A 26,022-nucleotide genomic window follows, 5' to 3' on the forward strand; every position below is an offset into this window, starting at 1 on the left:
TCCGGTCACCAGGCATCCACGCGTGGCAGATAGCGCGCGTTGGCCCACTTCTTACGCTCCACCGCGCCCAGCGCGGTAATCAGCACCTTGCGGGTGTCGATCGGATCGATCACGTCGTCGATCTCCAAATGCATCGCGGTGTTGATGCCGCCGCCGCGCTCATACATGCTTTCGACCAGTTCTTGGTATCGCGCTTCGCGAGCCTCCGGATCGGCGATCGCCTCAAGTTCCTTGCGGAACCCCAGTCGCACGTAGCCTTCTAAGCCCATTCCGCCGAACTCGCCGGTCGGCCACGCGACCGTGTTGACCGGGGCCCGCATCGAACCGCCGACCATCGCCATCGCGCCCAGCCCATAGCCCTTGCGCAGTACGACCGCGGCCATCGGAACGCTCGCGTTTGCCGCGTGCACGAACATCCGGCTGAAGTGTCGTACGGCGGCAGTCTTCTCCGACTCCGGGCCGACCATGAATCCTGGGGTGTCACACAGAGACACGATCGGCAGCCCGAATGCGTCGCACAACGCGATGTGGCGGGCCGCCTTGTCGGCGCCATCCGAGTCGATCGCGCCGCCGAGCACCCGGGGGTTATTGGCGATCAGTCCCATCGCTCGACCCTCGATCCGAATCAGCGCGGTGACGATGCAGGTACCGAAGTCCGGTCGCAGCTCCATCACCGAGTCCACGTCGGCAAGGAGCGCAATCGCATCGCGGACGTCGTACGCGCGTAGCCGATTTTCCGGGACCACGTGCCGCAGTTCGCGCTGATCGGCTTCCTGCCAATGATCGAGGTCGCCCTGGAAGTACGAGAGGTACTTCTGCGCAGCGTCGATCGCCGCATTCTCGTCGGCGACACGGATATCGACGACGCCGTTCTGTGTCTGCACATCGATCGGACCGATATCGGTCGGCGCGAAGACGCCCAGGCCGCCGCCTTCGATCATTGCCGGACCGCCCATACCGATGTTGCTGTTCTCGGTGGCGATGATGACATCGCAGCAGCCCACAATCGCGGCGTTGCCAGCGAAGCATGGACCGGACACGATGCTGATCAGCGGGACCTTGCCGCTGAGTTCGGCCAGCGCGGTCCACGTGTGCCCGTGCAGTCCGGCTACCTTGGGCGGATCCAGGTCGCCCGGGCGCCCACCGCCGCCTTCGGCGAAGAAGATGACCGGCAGCTGGTTGGCTTTGGCGACGTTCAGTACCCGATCGGTCTTCTGGTGGTTGAAGTAGCCCTGTGTTCCGGCCAGGACCGTGTAGTCATAGGCCAGCACAGCGGTTTTGGCGCGTTCGACATCGAATTGCGCACCGTTCACGTGCCCGACGCCGGTGATCATGCCGTCGGCCGGGGTGTTGTGGATCAAATCATCGAGTTCTCGCCGGCGGCGCTGCGCCGCGATCGCGAGGCCGCCGTACTCCACAAAGGAACCGTCGTCGAGGAGTCGCTCGACGTTCTCGCGCGCGGTATTCAGCCCCTTCGAGTGCCGTTTTTCAACAGCTCTTGGCCGTGCATCATCGGTCAGCAGATGCTTGCGGGCGTTGAGGCGGGCGAGATCGGCGCGGATCTCATCGAGATCGCGCTCGCCCAGGTCGGTGAGGTCCTGGTCCGCTTCGTCATCGACCATCCAGTGCGCGAGTGCCGCGTCGGCCTCGACCACCGCACCCTCTTTTACCGTGATAGCTGCGATCTGGCCGCTGCTTGGTGCGGCGATGACATGCTGCATCTTCATCGCTTCGATCACGACGATGGTCTGCCCACGCTGCACGCGTTCGCCTGGGGCGGCTTCCACGGACACGACCAGGCCACTGATCGGCGACGGGATCGGCTCGGAACCGGCCGGGGCGTCGGCGGCAGTGGACGCGTGCTGAGACGACTCTGCGGGCGTCGTCACCACGGCATGTTCGAGCTCGGCGGCCAGCGGAACGAGGTCTTTGGCGTGCTCGTCGAGGTACTTCGTGCTGACGGACCGATCCTCCAACGCGCCCGAACGAAGCAGGGCTCGCTGTAGCGCGATGTTGCTGGAGACGCCTTCGATCCGAGCGCGCGCGAGCACGTCGTCAGCGAACGCGAGCAGACCGCGTAGATCGACACCTTCGGCGTGCACGATGACCTTCGCCAGCAGCGAATCAAACCTTGGATTGACCGCGTAACCAGAGCTGACCACGGTATCGACGCGGACACCCGGCCCCGACGGTAAGTCGGCGATCGTCACGGTGCCCGGCGAGGGTACGGCGAGGCCGGACTTGATCATCTTCTCCGCGTTGATCCGGATCTGAATGGCCTGCCCGTGCGCCTGCACTTCCGAGCCACCGAGGCCGAGTTCGTCGAGCGTGACGCCGGTGCACGCGCGGATCTGATCGCGCACCAGATCCCGGCCGGTGATCTGCTCGGTCACGGTGTGCTCGACCTGAATCCGCGGATTGACCTCCATGAAGTACCAGGAGTCATCCGGCGCGACCAAGAACTCGACCGTCGCCAGGCCGCGATACTGTACGGCCGCCAACATCCGGATCGCTGCCTGCTGCATCCCGGCACGCGCGCCGTCGTCGATCAGCACCGCCGGCGCGGTCTCGATCAATTTTTGATGGCGCCGTTGCAAGGTGCAGTCACGATCAAGCATGTGCGCCACGGCGCCAGTGCCATCGCCGATAGCCTGCACTTCGACGTGCCGGGCGTTCTCCAGCAGCATCTCGGCGTACACGTCTTCGCGGCCGAATCCTCGCCCGGCTTCGCTGCGTGCTGACGCTACCGCCGACTCGACCTCAGCTGCGTCGCGCACTACCCGCATCCCGCGCCCGCCGCCGCCCGCCGCGGCCTTGATCATGATTGCGCCGGTGCCGTTCAACGACGCGAACAGTTCCTGGATCTCCTGGGTCGAAGAGTTTTCCGAGGTACCCCGCAGCACCGGCACCTCGAGTTCGGTGGCCAGCGCCCGTGCCTGGGACTTGTCCCCGAGGCGCTGCAGCGCGACTGGATCGGGACCGATGAACGTGATGTGCGCATCGATGCAGGCCTGGGCCAACGCCGCGCTCTCGGACAAGAATCCGTATCCCGGATGCACCATCGTCGCACCAACAGACTGCGCCGCGGCCACGACACCGGCAACGTCCAGGTATGCCGCCGGCCCCTCGCCGTTCAGTTCCGCAGCGACATCGCAATCGCGCACATGCGGCGCGCCGGCATCGTCCGCGCTGTAGACGGCGGCGGTGCGTAGACCGAGCAACTTCGCGGTGCGCGCTACTCGGCGCACGATCTCACCGCGGTTGGCGATCAATAGGGTTTGGGGCGTCTGCTCGTCTAAATGCGCGTTCACTCAATGTCCGTTTCATCTCGCGTGCCCTGAGGCACGGCTATCTTGCTGCACTCTAGAGAATGTCGGAGCCGCCGCGCTGGTCGCACGTCGCTTGGTAGGGATATCGCCAGCCGGATTCGGGATCTCCCTCAAGCACACCGCTCGCACTCATGGCCTATTGGTGGTTTCCTGGGCCCGGGCGGCTGTCCGGCAGTCATCGACGTCCGGTCGACCCGATCCGTCCGCGGCGGTGCAGGTCTCACTAAACGCACGGTGCCGAGAGCCCCACCTGGGCTCTCGGCACCGTGCGTTGGCGGTTGACCGACTACGCCGACAGTTCGATCAGCTCGCCGAGCCAGGTGCGGTGCGCGTCCGCGCGGCCCATGCCAATCGAGTCGGCTTTAGCGCGCTTGAGCATCACGTGCGAAGGGTTCTCCCACGTCATGCCCTGGCCACCGTGCATCTGCAGGCATTCCTCGGCAGCCTTCGGCGCGGTCACGGAGGCATGCGCCTTGGCCACTGCAGTGGCGACCGGCAGATCGGGATCGTTCTCCCCCGCGGTCGCCGCGGCATACTTTGCGGCAGCCTGCAACTGTGACACAGACACCGACACGTCGGCCATACGGTGCTTGAGGCCCTGGTACGAGCCAATCAGGCGACCGAACTGGTAACGCTGCTTCATATACGCCACAGCGGTATCCAGCGCATTCTGGGCCACGCCGTACATCTCGGACGACAGCATCGCCGCGCCGATGAGTAGCGCGTGATGGACGGCCCCTACGGCATCACCGCCGAGCGATGTGCCCTGTGCGCCATCGAGCGTGATGTCGGCCAGCTGCCGGGTCATGTCCAGCGACACGGCCGGGGCCACGGTCGCATCTGCGCTCGCGACGGCGTAGAGGCCATCGGCGGCCGGAACGACCAGGACGTCGGCAGCAAGCGCGTCAGCGACAACCGGGATCGAGCCGGTCAGGCGGCCTTCGGAGACCGTGACAGTCGGTGTGAACGGCTTGCCCGGGCCGGCGGAGAACGGAACCGCAAGGGTCGCCGTCTTCTCGCCCGAGGCGATCTCGGAGATCAACTTCTTGTCACCGGCGTGCAGCAAGGCTGCGGTAGCCAGCACAGCGCTGCCGAAGTACGGAACCGGGGCGGTGGCGCGACCTAGTTCGGTCATGACCACCGCTACCTCGCGCCAGCTGGCACCCGCACCGCCGAGCTCCTCGGGCACCGCGAGGCCAGCAAGGCCGAGTTCACCAGCGATCTGCTTCCAGAGTTCGAGGTCAGTCGAGGATTCCTCTTCGGTGCGTGCGAGCACCTGCTGCCATTCGGCGCGCTTGGTCAGCAACCCGCGCAGCGTGGCGGCGAGTTCCTTCTCGTCCTCGGTCTCCAGCAGGGAGTACTGGCCGCCGACGGGGACGTCTGCAGTAGTGGTCATCGGGGCAGGTCCTTCCAGGGAACGTCCTTATCGATGCGCGGCTCCGGCGGCAGGCCGAGCACGCGCTCGCTGATGATGTTGCGCATGATCTCCGACGTACCGCCCTCGATCGACAGGCCGCGCCACCGCAGGTAGCGGAAGCCCGGGATGCGCGACCAGCGCTTGTCGAGGTCCGGACGGCGCATGTCGTAGTTGTCGTAGCGCAGACCGTCGTCGCCCTGGATCTCCAGCTCGAGGCCGGTGAGGCGCTGGGTCAGCGAAGTGAGGCCAAGTTTCACAGCCGATCCCTCAGGACCGGGGGCGCCTACTGCCAGCGACTGGCCCAAGCGGATCTGCGCGATGCGTAGAGCTTCGGCCTCGACCCAATTGCTCAGCAGTGCGTCACGCAGGGCAGGGTCGCGCTGTTCGCTGCTTTCCCAGGTGCGCACGGCTTCACCGATAGCGCCCTCGCCCCGGCGAGCGACCTTGCCACCGATGGCCACGCGCTCGTTCATCAGCGTGGTCTGCGCGACTGCCCAGCCCTGGCCGACTTCACCGAGGCGCTGGTTGTCCGGGATCACCACATCGTCGAGAAAGATCTCGTTGAACTCGGCTTCACCGGTGATCTGCCGCAGCGGGCGCACATCGATACCAGGGGTGTCCATCTTGACCCAGAAGTAGGTCATTCCCCGGTGCTTGACCGCATCCGGGTCGCTGCGAGTGACTAGCAACGCGTACTCGGCGTGGTGCGCCAGGGACGTCCAGACCTTCTGGCCGTTAATCAGCCAGTCGCCATTCTCCTGCTTGACCGCGGACGTGCCGAGACCAGCTAGGTCCGAACCAGCGCCGGGCTCAGAGAACATCTGGCACCAGATGTTCTCACCGGTCCACAGCGGACGCAGCAGTCGCTTGGCGTCTTCTTCGCTGGCAAAGGCAAGTAGCGTCGGCGCGGCCATGCCCAGGCCGATGGCATTCATCCCGGCCTTGTTGTCCGGTGCGCCAGCTTTAGCGAACGCGTCGCTTACATCAGCCTGCAGGGACCGGTCCAGGCCCTTGCCGCCGTACCCCTCCGGATAGTTCACCCACGCCAGACCGGCGTCGTACCGCGCCCGCAAGAACTCCAGCGGCTCAGTGGTCGCCGGATCGTGCGCGGCCAAGAACTCGCGCACCTCCTCAGCGAGCTGAGCGGCCTGAGTCGCGCGGTCAGCGTTCTGGTCCACAGCCATCGCTACCTCCACGATTCGTTTTCTATAATGATCGTTCTACCGGGTGCGCCTGGCTAAGCCAACTCCGACCCGCACTAGAATTTAGTGAGTGAGCACTCAGTCGACTAACGCTACCCCGGTCGTTCGGCAGCGGATCGGCGCGTACGGCGTCCTGACCCGCGAGATCGACGGTCGCCGCGAACTGCTGTTGACCCGTATTTCGCCCACCGATTACGGCGCCGGAATGTGGACCTTGCCCGGTGGCGGAATCGATCATGGTGAGCATCCGGACGACGCCGTCGTGCGTGAGGTCTACGAGGAGACGTCGCTGTCGGTGCGGGTACGGTCGGTCGTCACCGTGACCAGCCTGCACGTCATCGGCAAGAACCGCGCCGGGGTGCTCGAGGATTTCCAGGGCGTCGGCATCATCTACCTCGTCGACGCCGACAGTGACGCCGATCTGGACTCGCTGCGCGTCGTTGAAGAGAACTCCTCCACCGACCTCGTGGAGTGGGTGCCGCTGGATCTGGTGACCGAACGCGAACTCACCAACGTCGCGCGCGCTGCGCTCACGGTGGCCGCAGCCTAGCTACTGCTCGACAGTAACCCTGGAGATGACGCCGAGACGGGCGAATCCCAGCGCGAGCGCAGCAACGTGGTCATCGTCGATACCAAGTCGCAGCTGCGGGATCAATCCGGCGTCCAACGCGTCGTGCATCGCCACCGCAGCGGCAATCTCCACCGCACCTGTGCCGCGCGTGTCGATCGCGCCGACGAAGCTGAGATCGGCCAGAATCCCGTGCTGCGTCGAGTACGCCGCCGCTGCCGTTGGCCGCTCACCCTCGTCCAGCAACACGAATAGGTGCTCGTGCTCGGTGAGGGCCAGACCGCGTACGTCATCCGGGGCGCATCGAGGCAGCAACTCCGCGACGGCTTCAGGGTCTGCGGTCACCTCGGCCTCGGAAAGGCCAGGAGCGCTGAGGTAGTCATCGGCGTACAACAACGCCTCCACACTAGTCCCGCGCGGGCTATGACCCTTGGCGAGATCGAGCAGTCCGGGCACGGAGAGTAGCGCCTCGTCGGTGTACTCGACAGCCTCATCCAGCGCCCACGGTGCGCCGACGAGGACCGTGCGTCCGAGTAACTCGATCGCGACGATCTCGTCACCGTCAGCAATGAGCGTGCGCCGCTGCGCACCCTCGGCGCCACTGAACGCGTCGTCGTCAAGCCCGTACGCCCGGGCCCACGCCATCGCCACGATCGCCTGTGTGTTCTCGTCAACCACAACTGTCACAGTAACGAACCAGGCCCAAAACGCTGAGTGCCGGACCACCGCGGTGGACCGGCACTCAGGGCGTCAATACAGCCGATTACTTCTGGTACGGCGTCTTGTAGTCCTCGGCCTCGGACGACGCGGTCGGCGCCAGCACCTCAACCAGGGAGCCCGGCGCATCAGTATCGACCTGGGCGATCGCGGTAACACGCGTCACCGGCGCACCGGGATCGGAGAAGTCGAGTTCGCCGGTCAGGCCCTTGGTATCGAGCGCAGTGATCTTCTTTCGCGCGTCCATCAGACCCTGACGAGTCATATCGCCGTCTTCGCACGCCTGCTCCAGCACGGCGCCCCATGCGACGCCCGACAGGTAGCCGGTGATGATCGACTGCGACGGAGCGTCTTCGCTACCGCTGGCCTCGTACGCCTCACGCAGCGGCGCGGCCGCATCGCTGCTCCAGACCACATTCGGGGTCTGCAGGTAGAACTCGTCCAGCGCCGGAAGAACCGACGGGTCAGCGATCACACTCGGCTGGAACGACGAGTTGAACCCGAGCAGAGGTACATCCAAACCCTGAGACTGCATCGCTAGGGCTGTGGACGTCAAAGCGGCCGGCGGGACCGCGACGTACACCAGGTCGACGCCCTGGGACTTGAACTTGGTGACGGTCGTCGTCATGTCGGTGTCGGTGGGCGCGATCGGCGCACCGGCCACCTCAATGTCGTGCTGCTCGGCGTACGCCTCGACGCCGGCGAAGGAGTTCTGCCCAGCCTCGTTGTCGAGATAGATCGCGCCGACCTTGTCGCCGTCGGCGATTTTGCCTTCGGACTGCATGTACGCCATGCCGTTGATGGCCTCGACGTCGAACGTCGTCCCCACCGACAGCATGATCTCGCTGTCGAGGTTCACCGAGGCGATCGTCGGGGAGGATCCCATGATCTGGTCACTGATCATCTTCTGCTTCAGGGCGGCGAAGACCGCCGAGCCGATGATCTGGATCAGGCCGACGCTCTCTTCCTTGTTCGCGTCGTACATCGAGACCGCAGTGTCGGCCTTGTAGCCGGTGTCGATCACGTTGAGTTCGATCTGCCGACCACAGATACCGCCGGCCTCGTTTACCTCGTCAACCCAAATCTGGTTGCCGTGCGTGACCAGAACGCCGCCAACCTTGAAGGGGCCCGAGGAGTCGGTCAGCGCACCAAGCGTGATCGTGTCGTCGGTTACGCCATAGTCGGTCTTCAGACCGTCAGCACCCTCGCCGCCGCCACCGTCTCCTGCCTTGGTCGAGCAGGCGGACAACGCCATCGAAGCGGCCAGGCCGAAGCCCACGCCAGCGATGAGTTTCTTGTTCATTCTTGGGGACACTCACATCTCTCTACTACGGGAACGCACACCGCGAACCCGAATATTTGACAGCGGTGTCACCCTAGTTGGATTCCAGGTGAATGTTGCAGGCACAACGATCAATCATTAGGTGACAACACTCACGAGGAGCCGATAGCCATCCGTGACGCCACACAGCCATGATCCTGCAGCCGCGCCAGTCCCCCATCGCGGGCCGTCAAAACCCACGGGCCGGTCTCGGTCACGGCGTACGTGTGCTCGAAATGCGCCGCGCTCGAACCGTCCACCGCCCGTACCGTCCAACCGTCGGCGAGTTCCTCAGTAGCTTCGAAACCGTACATCACCATCGGCTCGATTGCGAACGCCATCCCTGGTGTGAGCCGAGGACCAGAACCGGGCTTGCCGTAATTGAGGATGTGCGGGTCTTGATGCATTTCGGAGCCGATGCCGTGGCCGCCGTACTGCTCGACGATTCCGTACTCGTGTCCGTGCCGCGCGCCCCAACGCTCGATACAGGCCTCGATCGCGTGCGAGATATCCGAGAGCCGCGCTCCAGCTGTTCCGGCGGCGATACCCGCCCACATCGAATCCTCGGTTACTTCCAGCAACCGCTGCTGCTCGTCGGTGACCGGCCCAATACCGAACGTGATGGCGCTATCGCCGTGCCATCCATTCACGATCGCGCCGCAGTCGATAGATACCACGTCACCGGCGGCAAGCTTCTTGTCCGGTCGCGGAATCCCGTGCACGACCTCGTCATTCACCGACGCGCAAATGGACCCGGTGAAGCCGTGGTACCCCAAGAAGGACGGCGTACCACCGCCGTCACGAATGACTGTCTCCGCGATCCGATCCAGATCGAAAGTACTCATGCCGGGGCGGGCCGCCGCGCGGACGGCGTCCAGCGCATCAGCGACGAGTAAGCCCGCCACCCGCATCGCCAGTAACTCGTCGGCGGACTTGACCTGAATCGATCGGCCTCGCGCGCGAGAGATGAACTCGCGCAGGCCGCGCACCGCTTACTCCGAGCGCAGCGCAGTGAGGGCGCGTTCGGTCACCTCGGTGACCTCGCCAACCCCGTCGATGCTGCGCAGCAGTCCTGCCCGGGAGTAGAAATCGACCAGCGGGGCGGTCTGCTCCGCGTACACCTGCAGGCGACGACGGACCGTCTCGGGCTTGTCATCATCACGCTGGGTCTCGACGCCGTCGACGATCGTGACACGCGCCGCCAAGCGTTCGACGATGTGCTCGTCGGGGACGCGAATCTCCAGGACCCGATTCAACGGCTGCCCTGCCTTGTCCAACAGAGTCGCCAACGCTTCAGCCTGGGCCACGGTCCGGGGGAAGCCGTCGAGCAGGTAGCCGTTCGCGGCGTCCGCCTGCGCGAGCCGGTCCTCAACCATCGCGACCGTGACCTCGTCAGGAACGAGGTCTCCGGCGTCCATGTACTTCTTGGCCAACACGCCCAACTCGGTGCCCGCACCTACGTTGGCACGGAAGATGTCCCCCGTTGATATCTGCGGCACGCCGAGTTCGTCGGCGAGAATCGTGGCCTGAGTGCCCTTACCGGCACCGGGCGGGCCGAGGAGAACGATACGCATCAGCGGAGGAACCCTTCATAATTACGTTGCTGCAACTGGCTCTCGATCTGCTTGACCGTCTCCAATGCCACACCCACGAGGATGAGCACGGCCACGCCGCCGACCGGGAAGTTTTGCGCAGATCCCGACGGACCCGCGAGAGAAGTCAACATATTGGGCAAGATCGCCACTACGCCCAGATAGAGCGCGCCAGGCAGCGTGATCCGCGACAGCACGTACTGCAGGTACTCCGCCGTCGGGCGCCCCGGGCGGATGCCCGGGATGAAGCCGCCGTAGCGCTTCATCTCGTCGGCACGCTCCTCCGGGTTGAACGTGATAGCGACGTAGAAGTACGCAAAGAACACGATCAGCGCCAGGTACAGCACGATATGCACCCAACTGGTCATGTTGATGATGTAGTTCTCGAAGAACCGCCGGACCGGTCCGGCCTCTTCCGTACCCATCAATTGGGTAATCAACTGCGGGATGTACAACAGCGACGACGCGAAAATGACCGGGATAACGCCGGCTTGGTTCACCTTCAACGGCAAGTAGGTTGACGTACCGCCGTACATCTTGCGGCCGATCATCTTCTTCGCGTACTGCACTGGGATGCGCCGCTGCGCCTGTTCAACGAATACGACAGTGACGATCACGATCAGCGCGAGCGCAATCATCGACCACAGCAGCACCTGACCCTGGCTGGCGATCGAGGCGCCCTCTGCAGGGATACGCGCGGCGATCGAGGTCGCCATCAGCAAGGACATTCCGTTGCCGATGCCCCTTTCGGTGACCAGCTCACCGAACCACATGATCAGCGTCGCGCCGGCGGTCATCGCGATCACCAGGATCGCGTACTGGAAGATCGAGTCCGGGTTCGCCAAGATCGGGTCCGCGCACTGCAGCAACTGACCCGACCGCGCCAGCGCCACGATGCCGGTCGCCTGCAGAACGGCAAGGGCGATAGTCAGGTAGCGCGTGTACTGCGTGAGCTTGGCCTGACCGCTCTGCCCTTCCTTCTTCAGCAGCGCGAATCGCGGGATGACGACGCCAAGCAGCTGCACGATGATGCTCGCGGTGATGTACGGCATGATGCCGAGCGCGAAGACCGACAACTGCAGCAGAGCACCGCCGGAGAACAGATTCACCAGCGAGTAGATATCGCCCGAGCCGCTGCCCGTCGCATCGTCAACGCACTGCTTGATGTTCCCCAGCAGTACGCCGGGCGCCGGCATCTGGGCGCCGATACGGTAGAGCGCAACGATCGCTAGCGTGAACAGGATCTTGTTGCGGAGGTCGGGCGTCCTGAACGCCGACCCGAACGCTTTGAGCACGCATCCTCCTGCGCTGCGCATCGTTCCCTCTTACAGAGCGATGCTTGGACAACTGCACGGTCAGTCTGTACGGCGCGGTACACGCCGTAAACGCCGATGCGAAAATGTACACGACGCCAGCAACCGACCTTATCTCACCCATGGGGCGCGGCGTACGGCGACACCTCTAGATCACAGCTTCGTGCCCGCGTAGACCGACGAGTTTACGCACTCCGGATCTGCGCGCGAGCGACGTTACCCCGCGGTATGCGCCCCAATGCGCGCATCGATCCCCCACCGGCCGGCGTACTCATGTTGATGCACGCCGCCACACCAGTGTCGATCAGCCACGGCGCGAGGCATCGACAGTCGCCGACAAACGTCGAGGGCCCGTTCGCATCCTGACGAATGCGAACGGGCCCTCGGCCAAGTACTGCTACAGCTCGGTGATGCTGCCGCCCGCGGCAGCGATCTTTTCCTTCGCGGAGCCCGAGAAGGCGTCCGCGGTGATGTCGAGCTTGACGCCGCCGAGTTCCCCGGTGCCGAGGACCTTGACGAGCTGGTTCTTGCGTACGCCGCCACGGGCGACCATATCGGCGACCGTGACCGTTCCACCCTCGGGGAACAGCTCGGCGAGACGATCCAGGTTGATTACCTGGTACGACGTCGCGAAGCGGTTCTTGAAGCCCTTGAGTTTCGGCAGACGCATCTGCAACGGGGTCTGACCACCCTCGAAGCCCAGACGCACGGTGTTGCGCGCGTGCTGGCCCTTCGTGCCGCGGCCCGCGGTCTTACCCTTCGAGCCCTCACCGCGACCGACGCGGGTCTTGCTCTTGTGGGCGCCGGGAGCCGGACGGAGGTGGTGCACCTTGATGGGTGCCCCGGCCTGGGTCTCGTTCTCTTCAGCCATGTCTACTTCACTTCCTCGACGGACACGAGATGCGTGACCGTGTGGACCATGCCGCGGATCTCCGGGCGGTCCTCCTGGACGACGGAATCGTTGATCCGCTTCAGGCCCAGGGCGCGCAGCGTGGCGCGCTGGTTGGGCTTGACGCCGATCTTCGACCGAACCTGAGTGACCTTGATCTGTGCCATTGCCTTACGCTCCCTGGCCGGCGCGCGCCCGCAGCATGCCCGCGGGTGCGACGTCCTCAAGCGGCAAGCCACGACGAGCGGCTACCTCTTCGGGACGAACGAGGCCCTTGAGCGCGGCGACGGTCGCGTGCACGATGTTGATCGGGTTGTCCGAGCCCAGGCTCTTGCTCAGGATGTCGCCGATGCCGGCGCACTCCAGAACGGCACGCACCGGGCCACCGGCGATAACACCGGTACCGGGGCTGGCCGGCTTCAGCATGACGACGCCGGCAGCGGCCTCGCCCTGGATCTGATGCGGAATCGTCGAGGCGATGCGCGGAACCTTGAAGAAGTTCTTCTTGGCTTCCTCGACACCCTTGGCGATCGCGGCCGGAACTTCCTTCGCCTTGCCGTATCCGACGCCGACGGTGCCGTCACCGTCACCGACGACGACGAGCGCGGTGAAGCTGAACCGGCGTCCACCCTTAACTACCTTGGCGACTCGGTTGACCTTGATGACTCGCTCGAGGTGGTTCGACTTCTCCGCCTGAGCCTGGTTATTGCGGCCGCCTTCGCGACGGTCCCGGCGCTCGCCGCCGGTGCCGCCGCCGCGACGCTGCTGTCCTGGCATTAGATGCTCTCCTTGACCGAAAGTGTGAAGGTCTGCATTAGAAGTCGAGCCCCCCGGAACGCGCAGCATCAGCCAGCGCGGCAATGCGGCCGTGGTACTGGTTACCGGCGCGGTCGAACACAACCGCGCTGATACCGGCGTCCTTGGCGCGGGCTGCTACGAGCTCGCCGACCTTCTTCGAGACGGCGGTCTTGTCGCCACCAGCTGCGCGGACATCGGCCTCCATCGAGGTGGCCGAGACCAGGGTGCGACCGACCGAATCGTCGACGATCTGCGCGACGACGTGGCGCGCGGAACGGGTGACGACCAGGCGCGGACGAGCCGCGGTGCCGGCGATCTTCTTGCGCAGACGGAAGTGGCGACGTGCCTTCGAGTTGCGACGCTGCTGCGCCACACCGCGGCCACCGGTACGTGCGATAGCGGACGATGCCATTACTTACCCTGCTTTCCGACCTTGCGGCGAACCTGCTCGCCCGCGTACCGAATGCCCTTGCCCTTGTACGGCTCAGGCTTACGCAGCTTGCGAATGTTCGCGGCGACCTCGCCGACCTTCTGCTTGTCGATGCCGATCACCGAGAACTTCGTCGGCGACTCGACCTTGAACGTGATGCCCTCCGGCGGCTCGATGACGACCGGGTGCGAGAAACCGAGCGAGAAGTCGAGGGCGCTGCCCTTGGCAACCACGCGATAACCGACGCCGACGATCTCGAGCTGCTTTTCGTAGCCCTCGCTAACGCCAACGACCATGTTGCGGATCAGGGTGCGCGACAGCCCGTGACGCGAGCGCGAATCACGCTCGTCGTTCGGACGATTCACTACTACCTGGCCCTCATCGTTACGAGAGATCGTGATCGGCGAAACGACCGAATGCTTCAGTTCGCCCTTGGGACCCTTGACGGTGATGTTCTGGCCCTCGATCGTGACGTCGACGCCACTGGGGACCGGAACGGGGAGACGACCAATTCGTGACATGGTTACCCTCCCTTACCAGACGTAGGCGAGGACTTCGCCGCCCACGCGCTGACGAGTTGCCTGACGGTCGGTCAGCAGACCGGACGACGTCGAGATGATTGCGATACCCAGGCCACCGAGCACCCGCGGCAACTCGGTCGAGCGTGCGTATACGCGCAGGCCCGGCTTCGAGATGCGGCGTACGCCGGCGATGGAGCGCTCGCGGTTCGGGCCGTACTTCAGCTCGATCTGCAGCACCTTGCCCTTATCGCCATCGACGACCTCGTAGGAGGCGATGTAACCCTCCTGCTTGAGGATTTCGGCGATGTGGGTCTTCAGTTTGCTGTGCGGCATAGCCACCTCATCGTGGAACGCCGAGTTGGCGTTGCGCACGCGGGTAAGCATATCGGCGATCGGATCAGTCATCGTCATTACAGATCGCCGCCCTTCGTGTTCATCATGAGTGTGTATTTACCCTTCTCGCCGCGGTTCCGCAGAACCGGCCTGCGGCGAAGATATTGGTGAGTTACCAGCTGGACTTCGTGACACCGGGAAGCTCGCCCGCGTGCGCCATCTCCCGAAGGCAGATGCGGCACAGGCCGAACTTGCGGTACACCGAATGCGGGCGACCGCACTTGTTGCACCGGGTGTAGGCGCGCACAGCAAACTTCGGCTTGCGGTTCGCCTTGTTGATCAGGGCCTTCTTAGCCATGGCTTAGTCCTCCTTGAACGGGAAGCCGAGTGCCTTGAGCAAAGCCCGTCCCTCATCGTCGGTCTTGGCGGTAGTCACGACCGTGATGTCCATACCGCGGACGCGGTCGATCTTGTCGATATCGATCTCGTGGAACATCGACTGCTCGTTGAGGCCGAAGGTGTAGTTGCCACTGCCGTCGAACTGCTTGCCCGACAAACCACGGAAGTCACGGATACGCGGCAGCGCGAGGCTCAGCGTGCGGTCCAGGAACTCCCACATGCGGGTGCCGCGCAGGGTCACCTTCGCACCGATGGGCTGGCCCTCACGCAGCTTGAACTGCGCGATCGACTTGGTGGCGCGACGCAGCTGCGGCTTCTGCCCGGTGATCGCGGTGAGGTCCCGAAGGGCCCCGTCGATCAGCTTGGCGTCCTTCGCGGCGTCACCGACACCCATGTTGACGACGACCTTCACCACGCGCGGGATCTGCATGGGGTTGCCGTACTTGAACTCTTCGTTCAGCGCGGGCGCGATCTCGTCCTGGTAACGAGTCTTCAGCCGAGCGACGATGCGCTCGCCAGTCTCAGTAGTCATCTCTTACAGGTCCTTGTCCTTGCCGGTGGCGCGCTTGGAGATGCGCACGTTGCGGCCGTCCTCGTCCTTGCGGTAACCGACGCGGGTGGCCTTGCCTTCCTTGTCGATGACCATGACGTTGCTGACGTGGATCGCAGCCTCCTGGGTGACGATGCCACCCTCCTGCGAGCCGCGCTGGCTGGCCTGCATCTTGGTGTGACGCTTGACCCGGCCAATGCCTTCGACGATCACGCGCTCGCGCTCTGGGAACGCAGCGATGACCTTGCCCTTAGCACCCTTGTCCTTGCCCGAGATGACCAGAACGGTGTCGCCCTTCTTGACCTTCACGGTTACAGCACCTCCGGCGCGAGCGAGATGATCTTCATGTACTTCTTGTCGCGCAGTTCGCGGCCCACGGGGCCGAAGATGCGCGTTCCGCGAGGTTCGCCGTCCTGCTTGATCAGCACAGCGGCGTTCTCGTCGAACTTGATGTACGAGCCGTCCGGACGACGCTTCTCCTTGACGGTGCGCACGATGACGCACTTGACGACGTCACCCTTCTTCACACCGGCGCCGGGGATGGCCTCCTTGACGGTGGCGACGATGATGTCACCGATACCGGCATAGCGACGGCCCGAGCCACCGAGGACCCTGATGCACAGGACCTCTCGGGCTCCGGTGTTGTCGGCGACACGAAGTCGCGACTCCTGCTGAATCACTTCTACTCCCAGTTGTCTGCTGGTTCTCGTCTAAGACGAGCCTGGCCGAACGGATTGGATGGATGGCCACCGCGGACGGCGGCCGGGGCGCACCAGGTACTAGCGCGCCTTCTCGATGATCTCGACCAGACGCCAGCGCTTGGTAGCACTGAGCGGGCGGGTCTCCATCACGCTCACGCGGTCGCCGATGCCGGCGTCGTTGTTCTCGTCATGAACCTTCAGACGCTCGCTGCGGCTCATGACCTTGCCGTAGAGCGCGTGCTTCACGCGATCCTCGACCTGAACCACGATCGTCTTGTTCATCTTGTCGCTGACAACGAGTCCGCTACGCACCTTGCGGTAGTTGCGCTCGCCGTCCGTTACTGCTTGTTCAGACATGCTTACTTCTCGCTGCTCTCGCTCGGTGCCGCCGCGAGGCCCAGCTCACGCTCGCGCAGGATCGAGTAGATCCGGGCGATATCGCTGCGCACGGCCTTCAGGCGCTTGTGGTTGTCAAGTTGGCCGGTCGCGACCTGGAAACGAAGGTTGAACAGCTCTTCCTTCGACTCGCGCAGGCGAGTCTCGAGCTCGTCATCCTCAAGCTCACGCAGATCCGACGGCGAAGTTCCGACTGCCATTAGAACTCACTATCCCGCTTCACGATTCGGCACTTCATCGGGAGCTTGTGGATCGCGCGGCGAAGTGCCTCGCGCGCGGTCTGCTCATTGGGGTACGTCATCTCGAACAGCACGCGGCCCGGCTTCACGTTGGCCACCCACCACTCCGGCGAACCCTTACCCGAACCCATGCGGGTTTCTGCGGGCTTCTTGGTCAGCGGGCGGTCCGGGAAGATGTTGATCCACACCTTGCCACCACGGCGAATGTGCCGGTTGATGGCGATACGCGCAGCCTCAATCTGACGGTTCGTGACGTACGCCGGCTCGAGAGCCTGAATGCCGTAGTCACCGAACGTGACACGGGTGCCACCGGAAGCAGTGCCCGTACGCGACGGGTGGTGCTGCTTGCGGTGCTTGACCCTACGTGGGATAAGCATTGCTACGCGTCCTTCTCGGTCTCTGCTGCCGGAGCCTGCACGGCCTCGGCCACCGGCTGCGTCGCTGCGGCCTCGACGGCCTCAGGAGCAACCTGCTCGGTGGTGTTCGATTCGGTCTCGCCGGAGCTCGCCTTCGCCGCGGCGCGGCCGGCCTCGGTCGTGGTGCCGGTGGTGCCCGACGAACCCGAACGACGTCCGCGACGCTCCGGACGGTTGCGACGGTGCTCGCGCAACGCGGCCTCGGCCGCATCCCGCTCCGCCTTGCTCTGCGTCACATCGCCCTTGTAGATCCAGACCTTCACACCGATGCGGCCGAAGGTGGTACGGGCCTCGTACAGCCCGTAGTCGATGTTGGCGCGCAGCGTGTGCAGCGGCACTCGACCCTCGCGGTAGAACTCCGAGCGCGACATTTCGGCGCCGCCCAGACGACCGGAGCACTGGATCCGGATGCCCTTGACGTTCGGCGAACGCATCGCCGACTGCTGCGCCTTGCGCATCGCGCGGCGGAACGCCACGCGGCTGGAGAGCTGCTCGGCAACGCCCTGAGCGACGAGCTGCGCATCCGACTCGGGGTTCTTGACCTCGAGGATGTTCAGCTGGACCTGCTTGGCGGTGAGCTTCTCCAACTCACCGCGAAGGCGCTCGGCCTCGGCGCCACGGCGACCGATGACGATGCCCGGGCGAGCAGTGTGGATGTCGACGCGGACACGGTCGCGGGTGCGCTCGATGTCTACGCGGGAGATACCGGCGCGCTCCATGCCCGTGGTCATGAGCTTACGGATCGCGACGTCTTCCTTGACGTAGTCGGCGTACTGCTTGTCAGCGAACCAACGGCTCTTCCACTCGGTGGTGATACCGAGTCGGAAGCCGTGTGGGTTGACCTTCTGTCCCACTAGCGGACACTCCCCTTATTCGAAGGCTTCGAGGCGAGCGGCGCGACCTCGATCGTGATGTGGCTGGTGCGCTTACGGATGCGGAACGCACGGCCCTGGGCGCGCGGCCGGAAACGCTTCATGGTCGGCCCCTCGTCGACGTACGCCCGATGCACGATGAGCGTGTCGGCGTCGAGGTTGTGGTTCTGCTCGGCATTGGCAATCGCGCTGGCCAGAACCTTGTACACCGGCTCACTTGCCGACTGAGGAGCGAACTGAAGCAGGGTGAGTGCTTCCGCCGTCGGCAGATCCCGGATCAGGTCAATGACACGACGCGCCTTCATCGGCGTGACGCGCACATGCTTTGCACGCGCGCGGACGACCTGAAGGTCGTCGCCTGCGGTGGCAGTCATTCGCTTAGTCCCCTTGATTTCTCTACTGAATGCTTAGTTGTGTGGCCTTAGCCGCGACGCGACCTGCGGTCGTCCTTGATGTGCCCCTTGAAGGTGCGCGTAGGAGCGAACTCGCCGAGCTTGTGGCCGACCATGGATTCGGAGATGAAGACCGGGACGTGCTTGCGGCCATCGTGCACGGCGAACGTGTGCCCGAGCATGTCGGGAATGATCGTCGAACGGCGCGACCAGGTCTTGATGACGTTCTTGGTGTTCTTCTCGTTCTGGGCGTCGACCTTCTTCAGCAGGTGATCGTCGACGAAGTAGCCCTTCTTGACCGAACGTGGCATGTCTTATTCCTTAACGCTTCTTGCCGGTACGGCGACGACGGACGATCATCTGATCGCTTGGCTTGCGGCGACGGGTGCGGCCCTCGGGCTTACCGTTCGGGTTGACCGGGTGACGACCACCGGAGGTCTTACCCTCGCCACCACCGTGCGGGTGGTCGACCGGGTTCATGACAACACCGCGCACCGTGGGGCGCTTGCCCTTCCAGCGCATACGGCCGGCCTTGCCCCAGTTGATGTTCGAGTGTTCGGAGTTGCCGACCTCGCCGACCGACGCGCGGCAGCGGGCATCGACGTTACGGATCTCGCCGGACGGCATACGCAACTGCGCGTACGGGCCGTCCTTCGCGACGAGCTGCACGGAGGCGCCGGCCGAACGAGCGATCTTCGCGCCGCCGCCAGGACGGAGCTCGATCGCGTGCACGACGGTACCGGTCGGGATGTTGCGCAGGGGAAGGTTGTTACCCGGCTTGATGTCAGCTCCGACGCCGGACTCGACGGTTGCTCCCTGTGCCAGGCGCACCGGCGCCAAGATGTAGCGCTTCTCGCCGTCTGCGTAGTGCAGCAGAGCGATGCGAGCGGTGCGGTTGGGGTCGTACTCAATGTGTGCGACCTTGGCTGGGATGCCGTCTTTGTCCGCGCGGCGGAAGTCGATCAGTCGGTAAGCACGCTTGTGCCCACCACCCTGGTGACGGGTGGTGATCTTCCCATGAGCGTTGCGGCCACCCTTGTTGTGCAGCGGGCGCACCAGCGACTTCTCCGGGGTGCTGCGGGTGATCTCTGCGAAATCAGAGACGCTCGACCCGCGACGACCCGGAGTCGTCGGCTTGTACTTGCGGATGCTCATTGTGGTTTACCTATCTCGCTTCTTTGTTCGTTAGTTGCGGTCGGCGTTAGCTGACCGAGCCACCGAAGATCTCGATGCGATCGCCCTCGGCGACAGTCACGATGGCGCGCTTGGTGTCCTTGCGCTTACCCACGCCATAACGCGTGCGCTTGCGCTTGCCCTGGCGGTTGATCGTGTTGACGGCGAGAACCTTTACATCAAAGATCTGCTCGACAGCGATCTTGATCTGGGTCTTGTTGGCGTCCGGGCGGATGAGGAAGGTGTACTTGTTCTCCTCGATCAGTCCGTAGCTCTTCTCCGAGATGACCGGAGCGAGCAGTACGTCGCGTGGGTCGGCAGCCATGCCTACTTCTCCTCTTCGGTGCCCGCGCCGGCGGCCTGAGCCTCGGCGACAGCCACATCATCGACCGGGATCTCCACGGTGGTCTTGCGACCGCCCGCGAGGAACTCGTCCAGTCCCGCCTGGGTGAAGACGACCACGTCGGAAACCAGGACGTCGTACGTGTTGAGCTGATCGGCCACCAGCAGGTGGACGTTCGGCAGGTTGCGCAGTGCGACCCAGCCGGCCAGATCCTCGCGGTCGAGCACAACCAGAACGCGCTTGCGGCGGTTCGTGGCGATCTCGGTCGCGGAGGTCAAGACAGCCAGCGCGTCCTTGGTGCGGACGTTCTCGCCGTCCGAGAACTGCGAAACGACCTTGACCAGGCCAGCGCGGGCGCGGTCCGAGAGGGCTCCGCGCAGAGCGGCGGCCTTCATCTTCTTGGGGGTGCGCTGCGAGTAATCACGCGGCACCGGGCCGTGCACAATGCCACCGCCGGCGAACTGCGGCGAACGGGTCGAACCCTGGCGGGCGCGACCGGTGCCCTTCTGGCGGTATGGCTTAGCCCCACCGCCGGAGACCTCGCCGCGGCCCTTGGTCTTGTGCGTGCCCTGACGCTTTGCAGCGAGCTGAGCGACGACGACCTGGTGCATCAGCGAGATGTTTGCCTGGGCGTCGAAGACGTCGGCGGGAAGGTCGACCGAACCGGCCTTCTTGCCCTCGGCGTCGAGTACGTCAACGGTCAGGTTGGTCATTACTGGGCACCACCTTTAGCGGCGTTCTTCACGGAGTTGCGGACGTAGACAACGCCCTTGGCGTTGCCCGGAATTGCGCCCTTGATCAGCAACAGGCCACGCTCGGCGTCCACCCGCACGACCTTGAGGCCGGTGGTGGTGACGCGATCGTTGCCCATCCGGCCGGCCATACGCAGGCCCTTGAAGACGCGACCCGGAGTGGCGCAGCCACCGATCGAGCCCGGCTTGCGGTGGTTGCGGTGCGCGCCGTGCGAAGCGGAGACACCGGCGAACCCGTGACGCTTCATAACGCCCGCGTAGCCTTTGCCCTTGCTCGTTCCGGTGACGTCGACCTCGCTGCCGGCAGTGAAGATGTCCAGGGTGATTTCCTGGCCAACCTCGTACGACGGCGCGTCGTCGGTGCGGATCTCGGCGATGTGACGGCGAGGCGAGACACCGGCCTTGGCGAAGTGGCCCTTGTCAGGACGGTTCACCTTGCGCGGGTCGATTTCGCCGTAGCCGATCTGGATGGCGGAGTAGCCGTCGACCTCGGGCTTGCGGACCTGGGTCACGACGCACGGGCCGGCCTTGACGACGGTCACCGGAATCATCCGGTTGTTGTCATCGAAGACCTGGGTCATGCCCAGCTTCGTGCCAAGGACGCCGCTCTCGTTGCGGCTGTACTTGCTGGTCATCTGCTTGCTATCCCTACTGATTTCAGGTTGCTACTGCTTCATGCTCTCGCCGGCTATGCACCGGCGGCGGCAACTACTGGATGTTGACGTCGACGCTGGCCGGCAGGTCGATACGCATGAGTGCGTCAACCGTCTTCGGAGTGGGGTCGAGGATGTCGATCAGGCGCTTGTGGGTGCGCATCTCGAAGTGCTCGCGCGAATCTTTGTACTTGTGCGGCGAGCGGATGACGCAGTACACGTTCTTCTCAGTGGGCAGCGGCACCGGGCCAACAACGCGAGCACCGGTGCGAGTCACCGTCTCGACGATCTTGCGCGCGGACGCGTCGATCGCTTCGTGGTCGTAGGCCTTAAGCCGGATGCGGATCTTCTGTCCCGCCACGCTTGCCGTCCTTTTCGTCTGCCTCGGTGTTGGGTAGCCGAGGTATGAGCTGATTGCTTCTGTTGTCTTAACTGGGCGGATGCGTCGTCCACGTCGTGGTCGACCGCACCTTCGGCCCGTCAGAGGCGCATGCCGGCACCCATGCGGGTGCTCATGCAGGCGAGATCGAGATCTTCGCTGCCACTGTGAACGTGTCTGAAGTGCTCCGGTCCACGCACCCGGGCGTGTCGCCTAGGCGCGGTCTATTCCGCGGAATAATCTGCGGTATCGGACCGAATGCGCTCGCGTAGAGCGCCGTGCGGTGATGCGACGTGGCCGTCTCATCTGCTGCCGACTCGAGCAGCACGCAGGACGCGCTCCCCAAAAGGCAACCGTTCAAGTATGCCCTACCGATTCATCGGGCACAAATGGGCCGAGAACTTCTTCTCGTGAACCCGGTCACGAGCCTCGCCTGATCAGCCGACTTCGCGAGTTCGTATGGCGCTGCGGCTCAGTCCATCGACCGCGCTGGAGCTCAGTCCGTCGAAGCGCTGCGACTCGATCGGCTTCCGGCGCCGGGGCTCAGTCCGCCAGCGGCGCTGCGACTCGATCGGCTTCCGGCGCCGGGGCTCAGTCCGCCAGCGGCGCTGCGACTCGATCGGCTTCCGGCGCTGTGGCTCATTCCGCCGGCGGCGCTGCGTCTCGATCGGTTTCCGGCGCGCCGTACGGCCAGGACCTTGCGACGTTCGTGGCCGCTGGCTGGCGTCCCGCTGCGGATTTGCCGTTCTTCGACCGAGGGCAGCCGCTATTCGCCGTGGAGGCACGACGCATCGTCCCGGCTCAGCGTCGCGCTTCCGCCGGCAGCGAACCCAACTGTTTCCAAAAACGCAGCGAAAACGGCTAGGCATCGCTCTGTGCGCGATGCCTCGTCGATTTCGCTGCGTCTTTTGCGGAAGGTCGCCGCTCGGCCCGGTCGTGCAGGAGATCGCCACACGGGCCGGTATCGCTGACGGTCGCCAGAAGTCCGATCTTGCGAAAGGGCACCGCATGGCCAGGTTTTGTGGAAGGAGGCCATGCGGGCTGGCGAACGGAGGCAGGGACACCGGTGCCGCCTCGGCGAATCGCGGAGGTCTCGGCGCGGCCGACCGGCCGGTTGCAGCCTCGCGGACGGACTGATTAACAAGCCATGCGTCAGCGGTATGGCCGCTAGGATCACGCAGCATCAGCGACCGGCCTCGCGGCCGCTGCTTCACATTGGAGAAAACTCGTGGCAGACAACCGGAGTGCTGATGGACGGCATGACGACGCGCTAAGTCGCCGAATAGCGCGACTCGAGGGCCAAGTTTCACACCTGCGACAGCAGGCGTTGCAGCTGCAGTTCGTTCTCCTCACCGCGAGCGCGGTACTCGCGTTATTCGGGATCGCGGTGGGGTTGTTCTTGCCTTTCGTCCGGTCCGTTGGCGGCGCGGACGGTGACTCGATCACCCTGCTGCCCGCGATCTTCGCGTTGGCCGACGCTGGCGGTGGCCCCTTCGAAACGCAGGCGATCATTGTCGCGGTGCTCGTCGGGATACTCGCGCTCGCGGCTCTCCTCACGGCGGTTGCGATCGCCTGCCTCGCCGAGCACCCCACCGTCGGCCGAATCAAGTTCGCATCGATCAGCGGTGGCATTCTCATCCTCGGTTGCGCCGGGGCATGGCTGCTGGTGGCGGTGCTCGCCGGGCGCTCGGACGACCTGAGCGCCTTCTCCCCCGCGACACTTTCGATCACGATCGGAGCGGCACTGACGCTGGTGTGCGTTCACCTGGCCCGGACCTACCACGATGAGAAACACGCCGCCTGAGACGCGGCCGATGCAGGCCCATGCTCCGCGGGATCTCGCGTCAACTTTGACTCCGGTGCAGCGTTACCGGATGCCTATCCTTCCTGCGCGGAGCCTCGCGTCAACTCCGACTCCGGTGCAGCGTTACCGGGATGCCCATCGTTCCTACTTCCTACGCGAGGCCTCACGCCGACTCGGCGTTACCGGTTGCGCGGCCTTCCTGCGCCAGGCCTCGTCCAACGGCGGGGCGGGGCGCTGCTCGGCACGCTCGGCGGCACTCACGAACGCGCTAAGCGCTCAGCAGCGCGTTGCGCAACTGTGTTGACACCGCCTGTTGGTAACGAGTCAGCACGAGACGGACGACGGCGTCGTCCGACCCGAGCGGAGCGCTGAGGAGATCGGCGCCGCAACCCGCAAGCCGACTGTGGAAGTGCCCCGGCCCGATGAGGTAGGACGCAATCGCCACACGCCGTGCCTGCGTCCGTAACGTAGCGACCGCATCGGTGACGCTCGGCGTCGCCGACGCGCCGTAGCCGACCGAGACCGGACCTGGCCACCGCTCACGCAACATCTGCGCCGTACGCACAGCATCGACTGCGGCCTCAGCGCGGCTCGACCCCGCAGCGGCAAGGACGACGCCGTCATCTGGCCTGGCCCCCGCCTCGACCAAACGGCGCACCAATAGATCGGCCAGCAGCGGGTCCGGCCCTAAGGCCGGCGCGGCGGCCCCACCCGCAGCGGCACCCGGCGGCATACCACCCTCTGGCCACCCTCCGACGCCGTCCGCCGTCTGCAACGCCGCCGGGATATCGACGAGCACGTGATGCCCGGCGGACAACAACAACGGCACAACGACAAACTCTCGCCCTGAAATCGCGAGGTCGGCCGTCACCTCGGCGATGTGCGGTGCCTGCACATCGACGTATCCGAGACGGACGTCGATACCTTCAGCCGCGACGCTGCGCGCGATCTCTCGAACAACTCGCGCGCCGGCGGCGTCACGCGTACCGTGCGCGCACAGCACCAGGGTCGGCTCGGGGCGGTCGCCCGCCAGGGTGACCGGGCGCGGCGGCGCTACGGACGGCCGAGAACTCCCTCGATCTGCGACGTCTGTACTCACTAGGTCCTACTCCTTCGTCCATCCTTCGTCCCTCGTCCCATCCACGACCGGGGTTGCCATCGGCCAGCCCACGCTCCTGCGACAACCGGGGCTGCCACCCGCCGATCCCCCACTCCATCGACAACCGCGGGTTGCCCCCGCCGATCCCCTCGCTGCATCGACGACTGGGGTTACCGCCACTGATCCCCACGCTCCGTCGACGGCGGGTGACACGCGATCCGGTCGGCCCCATCCTCGAGACTTCCGCGCACAGCTAGCTCCTTGCTCCAGGCAGACGCCTCACCCAGCCAGCGCGGCTACGTGTCGTCGCGCTGTTGGACTTGAAGTCGGTACCCGCGTTTGATCACGGTCGCGATCAGATCGCGCCCCGGTAACGTCTCGCGCAATCGACCAATCGCCACCTCGAGCGCGTGCGGTGACACCGTCTCCCCCGGCATCACCCGCACCAGTTCATCGCGGCCCACTACCGCACCGTCCGCCTCGGCCAATCGGCGCAGCAGGGACAATCCCGTCGGCGATAACGCCAGCACCTCGTCGTCCAGGACGGCCGCCGACCGCAGCAGATGCAGCGAGCCCGCCGCGGTCTGCACCCGAAGTCCTCGTTGATCATCGAGTTCGTGCAGTAGCGCACGCACCAGGGCACCGAGCCGAAACCGGTCGGGCACCAGCGGCACGATGCCGACGTTGCGCAACGGCGCCGCGGTCGTCGTACCCACGGCCGCGGCCAGCACTGGCCCGCTCGGTCCGAACACTTCACAAACCTCCTCGAGTACGTCGATCCGGTCGGCTACCGACAAGAACTCACGGGCCGCGGGGGCCGACGTGAAGACCACCGCGTCGTACTCACCGTCAGCCACCTTGCGGACGGCGGCGCTCGCCTCATCGATGTCCTCCGGCCGACCCCAGCGGTACACAACCAGCGGTACGACGTCGGCGCCGGCGGCGATGAAGTCGGCATCGAGCCCGTCGGCTCCCGCACCGTGATGCTGGATTGCAATTCGCCGCCCTGCGACGCCTTCGGACAGCAGCAGGTCGCGGATCTCGCCGTGCGTTTCCGACTCGGCGACCCAGTCGGGCACCAGTCCAACCGACTGAGCGGCCCCGTGCGCTTTCGGACCGCGCACGATCAACCGGACCTCGCGCAGCGTGTCCAACAGTTGGTCGGCGACTCCCGCGCCGTCCGCCGCTTCGATCCAGCCGCGCAGCCCGATTCCGGTCGTGATCACCACGACGTCCGGCCGCTCCTCAATCAAGTCCAGCGTGGCAGTCAGCAGTGCGTGATCGTTCGCGTGCTGTACCACTGACAGCATCGGCGCGTGATCGACGCTGGCGCCGCGTCGCTGTAGGGCGGCAGCAAGTTCGGCGGCGCGCCGTTGCGCGGTCACCAGTACCCGCCTGCCGACGAGACGCCGAGGTGAGGTCAT

33 protein-coding genes are annotated in these 26,022 nt (G+C 65.0%); 2 read left to right on the forward strand and 31 right to left on the reverse strand.

Annotation, left to right across the window (positions count from 1 at the left end; genetic code table 11):
* Positions 1-5: 5 nt before the first annotated feature.
* The 3 genes from E1H16_RS06050 to E1H16_RS06060 form a co-directional block, all read right to left on the reverse strand.
* A complete protein-coding gene (locus E1H16_RS06050) occupies positions 6-3,311 on the reverse strand; it encodes an acetyl-CoA carboxylase family protein (RefSeq protein WP_134322782.1) in 3,306 nt (1,101 codons plus the stop codon).
* Positions 3,312-3,615: 304 nt separating this feature from the next.
* Positions 3,616-4,725, reverse strand: a complete 1,110-nt coding sequence (locus E1H16_RS06055; RefSeq protein ID WP_134322783.1) for an acyl-CoA dehydrogenase family protein — start codon at positions 4,723-4,725, stop codon at positions 3,616-3,618.
* Complete coding sequence (locus tag E1H16_RS06060) at positions 4,722-5,930, reverse strand: acyl-CoA dehydrogenase family protein (protein ID WP_134322784.1); 1,209 nt, start codon at positions 5,928-5,930, stop codon at positions 4,722-4,724. The genes E1H16_RS06055 and E1H16_RS06060 overlap by 4 nt, the downstream gene beginning before the upstream one ends.
* Before the next feature lie 88 nt (positions 5,931-6,018).
* On the opposite strand from E1H16_RS06060, the gene E1H16_RS06065 reads away from it, so the two are divergent.
* A complete protein-coding gene (locus E1H16_RS06065; protein ID WP_134322785.1) occupies positions 6,019-6,498 on the forward strand; it encodes an NUDIX hydrolase in 480 nt (159 codons plus the stop codon).
* Here E1H16_RS06065 and E1H16_RS06070 read toward each other — a convergent pair whose 3' ends face one another.
* From E1H16_RS06070 to rpsJ, 26 genes are all read right to left on the reverse strand, one after another.
* Positions 6,499-7,194, reverse strand: coding sequence for a hypothetical protein (locus tag E1H16_RS06070; RefSeq protein ID WP_134322786.1), 696 nt, complete (start codon positions 7,192-7,194; stop codon positions 6,499-6,501).
* A gap of 85 nt (positions 7,195-7,279) precedes the next feature.
* Positions 7,280-8,536, reverse strand: coding sequence for an ABC transporter substrate-binding protein (locus E1H16_RS06075; RefSeq protein WP_134322787.1), 1,257 nt, complete (start codon positions 8,534-8,536; stop codon positions 7,280-7,282).
* 131 nt (positions 8,537-8,667) lie between these two features.
* Positions 8,668-9,543 carry a type I methionyl aminopeptidase gene (gene map / locus E1H16_RS06080; RefSeq protein WP_243837702.1) on the reverse strand — a complete coding sequence of 292 codons (876 nt, stop codon included), beginning with the start codon at positions 9,541-9,543 and terminating at the stop codon, positions 8,668-8,670.
* Between the two features lie 3 nt (positions 9,544-9,546).
* Entirely contained in the window at positions 9,547-10,128 is a 582-nt protein-coding gene (locus E1H16_RS06085) for an adenylate kinase (RefSeq protein WP_134322788.1), read from the reverse strand.
* Entirely contained in the window at positions 10,128-11,441 is a 1,314-nt protein-coding gene (gene secY, locus E1H16_RS06090; RefSeq protein ID WP_134322789.1) for a preprotein translocase subunit SecY, read from the reverse strand. Before secY ends, E1H16_RS06085 begins: the two co-directional genes overlap by 1 nt.
* Positions 11,442-11,856: 415 nt before the next feature.
* Positions 11,857-12,330, reverse strand: a complete 474-nt coding sequence (gene rplO / locus E1H16_RS06095) for a 50S ribosomal protein L15 (RefSeq protein ID WP_134322790.1) — start codon at positions 12,328-12,330, stop codon at positions 11,857-11,859.
* Positions 12,331-12,332: 2 nt separating this feature from the next.
* On the reverse strand, positions 12,333-12,515 hold the full coding sequence (rpmD, locus tag E1H16_RS06100) for a 50S ribosomal protein L30 (RefSeq protein WP_134322791.1): 183 nt from the start codon (positions 12,513-12,515) through the stop codon (positions 12,333-12,335).
* A 4-nt stretch (positions 12,516-12,519) separates the two neighbouring features.
* Positions 12,520-13,125, reverse strand: a complete 606-nt coding sequence (gene rpsE, locus E1H16_RS06105; RefSeq protein ID WP_134322792.1) for a 30S ribosomal protein S5 — start codon at positions 13,123-13,125, stop codon at positions 12,520-12,522.
* A gap of 37 nt (positions 13,126-13,162) precedes the next feature.
* On the reverse strand, positions 13,163-13,558 hold the full coding sequence (gene rplR, locus E1H16_RS06110; RefSeq protein ID WP_134322793.1) for a 50S ribosomal protein L18: 396 nt from the start codon (positions 13,556-13,558) through the stop codon (positions 13,163-13,165).
* The gene (gene rplF / locus E1H16_RS06115; RefSeq protein ID WP_134322794.1) at positions 13,558-14,097 is read right to left on the reverse strand and encodes a 50S ribosomal protein L6; all 540 of its coding nucleotides are present in this window, start codon (positions 14,095-14,097) and stop codon (positions 13,558-13,560) included. The genes rplR and rplF overlap by 1 nt, the downstream gene beginning before the upstream one ends.
* Before the next feature lie 12 nt (positions 14,098-14,109).
* Positions 14,110-14,502 (reverse strand): 30S ribosomal protein S8, encoded by a 393-nt coding sequence (gene rpsH, locus E1H16_RS06120; protein ID WP_481764297.1) that lies wholly within the window; start codon positions 14,500-14,502, stop codon positions 14,110-14,112.
* A 100-nt stretch (positions 14,503-14,602) separates the two neighbouring features.
* Positions 14,603-14,788 (reverse strand): type Z 30S ribosomal protein S14, encoded by a 186-nt coding sequence (locus tag E1H16_RS06125; protein WP_134322796.1) that lies wholly within the window; start codon positions 14,786-14,788, stop codon positions 14,603-14,605.
* Positions 14,789-14,791: 3 nt separating this feature from the next.
* Positions 14,792-15,361, reverse strand: a complete 570-nt coding sequence (gene rplE, locus E1H16_RS06130; protein WP_134322797.1) for a 50S ribosomal protein L5 — start codon at positions 15,359-15,361, stop codon at positions 14,792-14,794.
* 3 nt (positions 15,362-15,364) lie between these two features.
* The gene (gene rplX, locus E1H16_RS06135; RefSeq protein WP_134322798.1) at positions 15,365-15,688 is read right to left on the reverse strand and encodes a 50S ribosomal protein L24; all 324 of its coding nucleotides are present in this window, start codon (positions 15,686-15,688) and stop codon (positions 15,365-15,367) included.
* A gap of 2 nt (positions 15,689-15,690) precedes the next feature.
* Complete coding sequence (rplN, locus tag E1H16_RS06140) at positions 15,691-16,059, reverse strand: 50S ribosomal protein L14 (RefSeq protein ID WP_134322799.1); 369 nt, start codon at positions 16,057-16,059, stop codon at positions 15,691-15,693.
* A 99-nt stretch (positions 16,060-16,158) separates the two neighbouring features.
* A complete protein-coding gene (gene rpsQ, locus E1H16_RS06145; RefSeq protein ID WP_134322800.1) occupies positions 16,159-16,437 on the reverse strand; it encodes a 30S ribosomal protein S17 in 279 nt (92 codons plus the stop codon).
* A 2-nt stretch (positions 16,438-16,439) separates the two neighbouring features.
* Positions 16,440-16,676 carry a 50S ribosomal protein L29 gene (gene rpmC, locus E1H16_RS06150; protein WP_134322801.1) on the reverse strand — a complete coding sequence of 79 codons (237 nt, stop codon included), beginning with the start codon at positions 16,674-16,676 and terminating at the stop codon, positions 16,440-16,442.
* Positions 16,676-17,092 carry a 50S ribosomal protein L16 gene (rplP, locus tag E1H16_RS06155; RefSeq protein ID WP_134322802.1) on the reverse strand — a complete coding sequence of 139 codons (417 nt, stop codon included), beginning with the start codon at positions 17,090-17,092 and terminating at the stop codon, positions 16,676-16,678. Before rplP ends, rpmC begins: the two co-directional genes overlap by 1 nt.
* Positions 17,093-17,094: 2 nt before the next feature.
* Positions 17,095-17,985: a 30S ribosomal protein S3 gene (gene rpsC, locus E1H16_RS06160; protein ID WP_134322803.1), complete on the reverse strand. Its 891-nt coding sequence runs from the start codon at positions 17,983-17,985 to the stop codon at positions 17,095-17,097.
* Positions 17,985-18,377 (reverse strand): 50S ribosomal protein L22, encoded by a 393-nt coding sequence (gene rplV, locus E1H16_RS06165; protein WP_134322804.1) that lies wholly within the window; start codon positions 18,375-18,377, stop codon positions 17,985-17,987. The genes rpsC and rplV overlap by 1 nt, the downstream gene beginning before the upstream one ends.
* A 47-nt stretch (positions 18,378-18,424) precedes the next feature.
* The gene (gene rpsS / locus E1H16_RS06170; RefSeq protein WP_134322805.1) at positions 18,425-18,706 is read right to left on the reverse strand and encodes a 30S ribosomal protein S19; all 282 of its coding nucleotides are present in this window, start codon (positions 18,704-18,706) and stop codon (positions 18,425-18,427) included.
* A gap of 10 nt (positions 18,707-18,716) precedes the next feature.
* Positions 18,717-19,550, reverse strand: coding sequence for a 50S ribosomal protein L2 (gene rplB / locus E1H16_RS06175; RefSeq protein WP_134322806.1), 834 nt, complete (start codon positions 19,548-19,550; stop codon positions 18,717-18,719).
* A 46-nt stretch (positions 19,551-19,596) separates the two neighbouring features.
* Entirely contained in the window at positions 19,597-19,893 is a 297-nt protein-coding gene (rplW, locus tag E1H16_RS06180; protein ID WP_134322807.1) for a 50S ribosomal protein L23, read from the reverse strand.
* Positions 19,894-19,895: 2 nt separating this feature from the next.
* The gene (rplD, locus tag E1H16_RS06185) at positions 19,896-20,624 is read right to left on the reverse strand and encodes a 50S ribosomal protein L4 (RefSeq protein ID WP_134322808.1); all 729 of its coding nucleotides are present in this window, start codon (positions 20,622-20,624) and stop codon (positions 19,896-19,898) included.
* Entirely contained in the window at positions 20,624-21,298 is a 675-nt protein-coding gene (rplC, locus tag E1H16_RS06190) for a 50S ribosomal protein L3 (protein WP_134322809.1), read from the reverse strand. The genes rplD and rplC overlap by 1 nt, the downstream gene beginning before the upstream one ends.
* Positions 21,299-21,371: 73 nt before the next feature.
* A complete protein-coding gene (gene rpsJ, locus E1H16_RS06195; protein WP_003938093.1) occupies positions 21,372-21,677 on the reverse strand; it encodes a 30S ribosomal protein S10 in 306 nt (101 codons plus the stop codon).
* A 1,246-nt stretch (positions 21,678-22,923) separates the two neighbouring features.
* Between rpsJ and E1H16_RS06200 the strand changes: the two genes are divergently transcribed.
* On the forward strand, positions 22,924-23,499 hold the full coding sequence (locus tag E1H16_RS06200; RefSeq protein WP_134322810.1) for a hypothetical protein: 576 nt from the start codon (positions 22,924-22,926) through the stop codon (positions 23,497-23,499).
* A 268-nt stretch (positions 23,500-23,767) separates the two neighbouring features.
* Here E1H16_RS06200 and E1H16_RS06205 read toward each other — a convergent pair whose 3' ends face one another.
* A complete protein-coding gene (locus tag E1H16_RS06205; RefSeq protein ID WP_243837704.1) occupies positions 23,768-24,598 on the reverse strand; it encodes a sirohydrochlorin chelatase in 831 nt (276 codons plus the stop codon).
* Between the two features lie 296 nt (positions 24,599-24,894).
* Positions 24,895-26,022, reverse strand: a complete 1,128-nt coding sequence (locus E1H16_RS06210) for a uroporphyrinogen-III synthase (protein ID WP_134322811.1) — start codon at positions 26,020-26,022, stop codon at positions 24,895-24,897.

This window comes from Cumulibacter soli, assembly GCF_004382795.1.
Classification (GTDB): Bacteria; Actinomycetota; Actinomycetes; order Mycobacteriales; family Antricoccaceae; genus Cumulibacter; species Cumulibacter soli.

Bases quoted from the DNA above. Each gene is read 5' to 3' on its own strand.
- E1H16_RS06055 (WP_134322783.1), bottom strand. From the start codon at position 4,725: ATGACCACTACTGCAGACGTCCCCGTCGGCGGCCAGTACTCCCTGCTG.
- E1H16_RS06060 (WP_134322784.1), bottom strand. From the start codon at position 5,930: ATGGCTGTGGACCAGAACGCTGACCGCGCGACTCAGGCCGCTCAGCTC.
- E1H16_RS06075 (WP_134322787.1), bottom strand. From the start codon at position 8,536: ATGAACAAGAAACTCATCGCTGGCGTGGGCTTCGGCCTGGCCGCTTCG.
- E1H16_RS06085 (WP_134322788.1), bottom strand. From the start codon at position 10,128: ATGCGTATCGTTCTCCTCGGCCCGCCCGGTGCCGGTAAGGGCACTCAG.
- rplO (WP_134322790.1), bottom strand. From the start codon at position 12,330: ATGGCTGAAGAGAACGAGACCCAGGCCGGGGCACCCATCAAGGTGCAC.
- rpmD (WP_134322791.1), bottom strand. From the start codon at position 12,515: ATGGCACAGATCAAGGTCACTCAGGTTCGGTCGAAGATCGGCGTCAAG.
- rpsE (WP_134322792.1), bottom strand. From the start codon at position 13,125: ATGCCAGGACAGCAGCGTCGCGGCGGCGGCACCGGCGGCGAGCGCCGG.
- rplR (WP_134322793.1), bottom strand. From the start codon at position 13,558: ATGGCATCGTCCGCTATCGCACGTACCGGTGGCCGCGGTGTGGCGCAG.
- rplF (WP_134322794.1), bottom strand. From the start codon at position 14,097: ATGTCACGAATTGGTCGTCTCCCCGTTCCGGTCCCCAGTGGCGTCGAC.
- rpsH (WP_481764297.1), bottom strand. From the start codon at position 14,502: ATGACTGATCCGATCGCCGATATGCTTACCCGCGTGCGCAACGCCAAC.
- E1H16_RS06125 (WP_134322796.1), bottom strand. From the start codon at position 14,788: ATGGCTAAGAAGGCCCTGATCAACAAGGCGAACCGCAAGCCGAAGTTT.
- rplE (WP_134322797.1), bottom strand. From the start codon at position 15,361: ATGACTACTGAGACTGGCGAGCGCATCGTCGCTCGGCTGAAGACTCGT.
- rpsQ (WP_134322800.1), bottom strand. From the start codon at position 16,437: ATGTCTGAACAAGCAGTAACGGACGGCGAGCGCAACTACCGCAAGGTG.
- rpmC (WP_134322801.1), bottom strand. From the start codon at position 16,676: ATGGCAGTCGGAACTTCGCCGTCGGATCTGCGTGAGCTTGAGGATGAC.
- rplP (WP_134322802.1), bottom strand. From the start codon at position 17,092: ATGCTTATCCCACGTAGGGTCAAGCACCGCAAGCAGCACCACCCGTCG.
- rplV (WP_134322804.1), bottom strand. From the start codon at position 18,377: ATGACTGCCACCGCAGGCGACGACCTTCAGGTCGTCCGCGCGCGTGCA.
- rpsS (WP_134322805.1), bottom strand. From the start codon at position 18,706: ATGCCACGTTCGGTCAAGAAGGGCTACTTCGTCGACGATCACCTGCTG.
- rplB (WP_134322806.1), bottom strand. From the start codon at position 19,550: ATGAGCATCCGCAAGTACAAGCCGACGACTCCGGGTCGTCGCGGGTCG.
- rplW (WP_134322807.1), bottom strand. From the start codon at position 19,893: ATGGCTGCCGACCCACGCGACGTACTGCTCGCTCCGGTCATCTCGGAG.
- rplD (WP_134322808.1), bottom strand. From the start codon at position 20,624: ATGACCAACCTGACCGTTGACGTACTCGACGCCGAGGGCAAGAAGGCC.
- rplC (WP_134322809.1), bottom strand. From the start codon at position 21,298: ATGACCAGCAAGTACAGCCGCAACGAGAGCGGCGTCCTTGGCACGAAG.
- E1H16_RS06210 (WP_134322811.1), bottom strand. From the start codon at position 26,022: ATGACCTCACCTCGGCGTCTCGTCGGCAGGCGGGTACTGGTGACCGCG.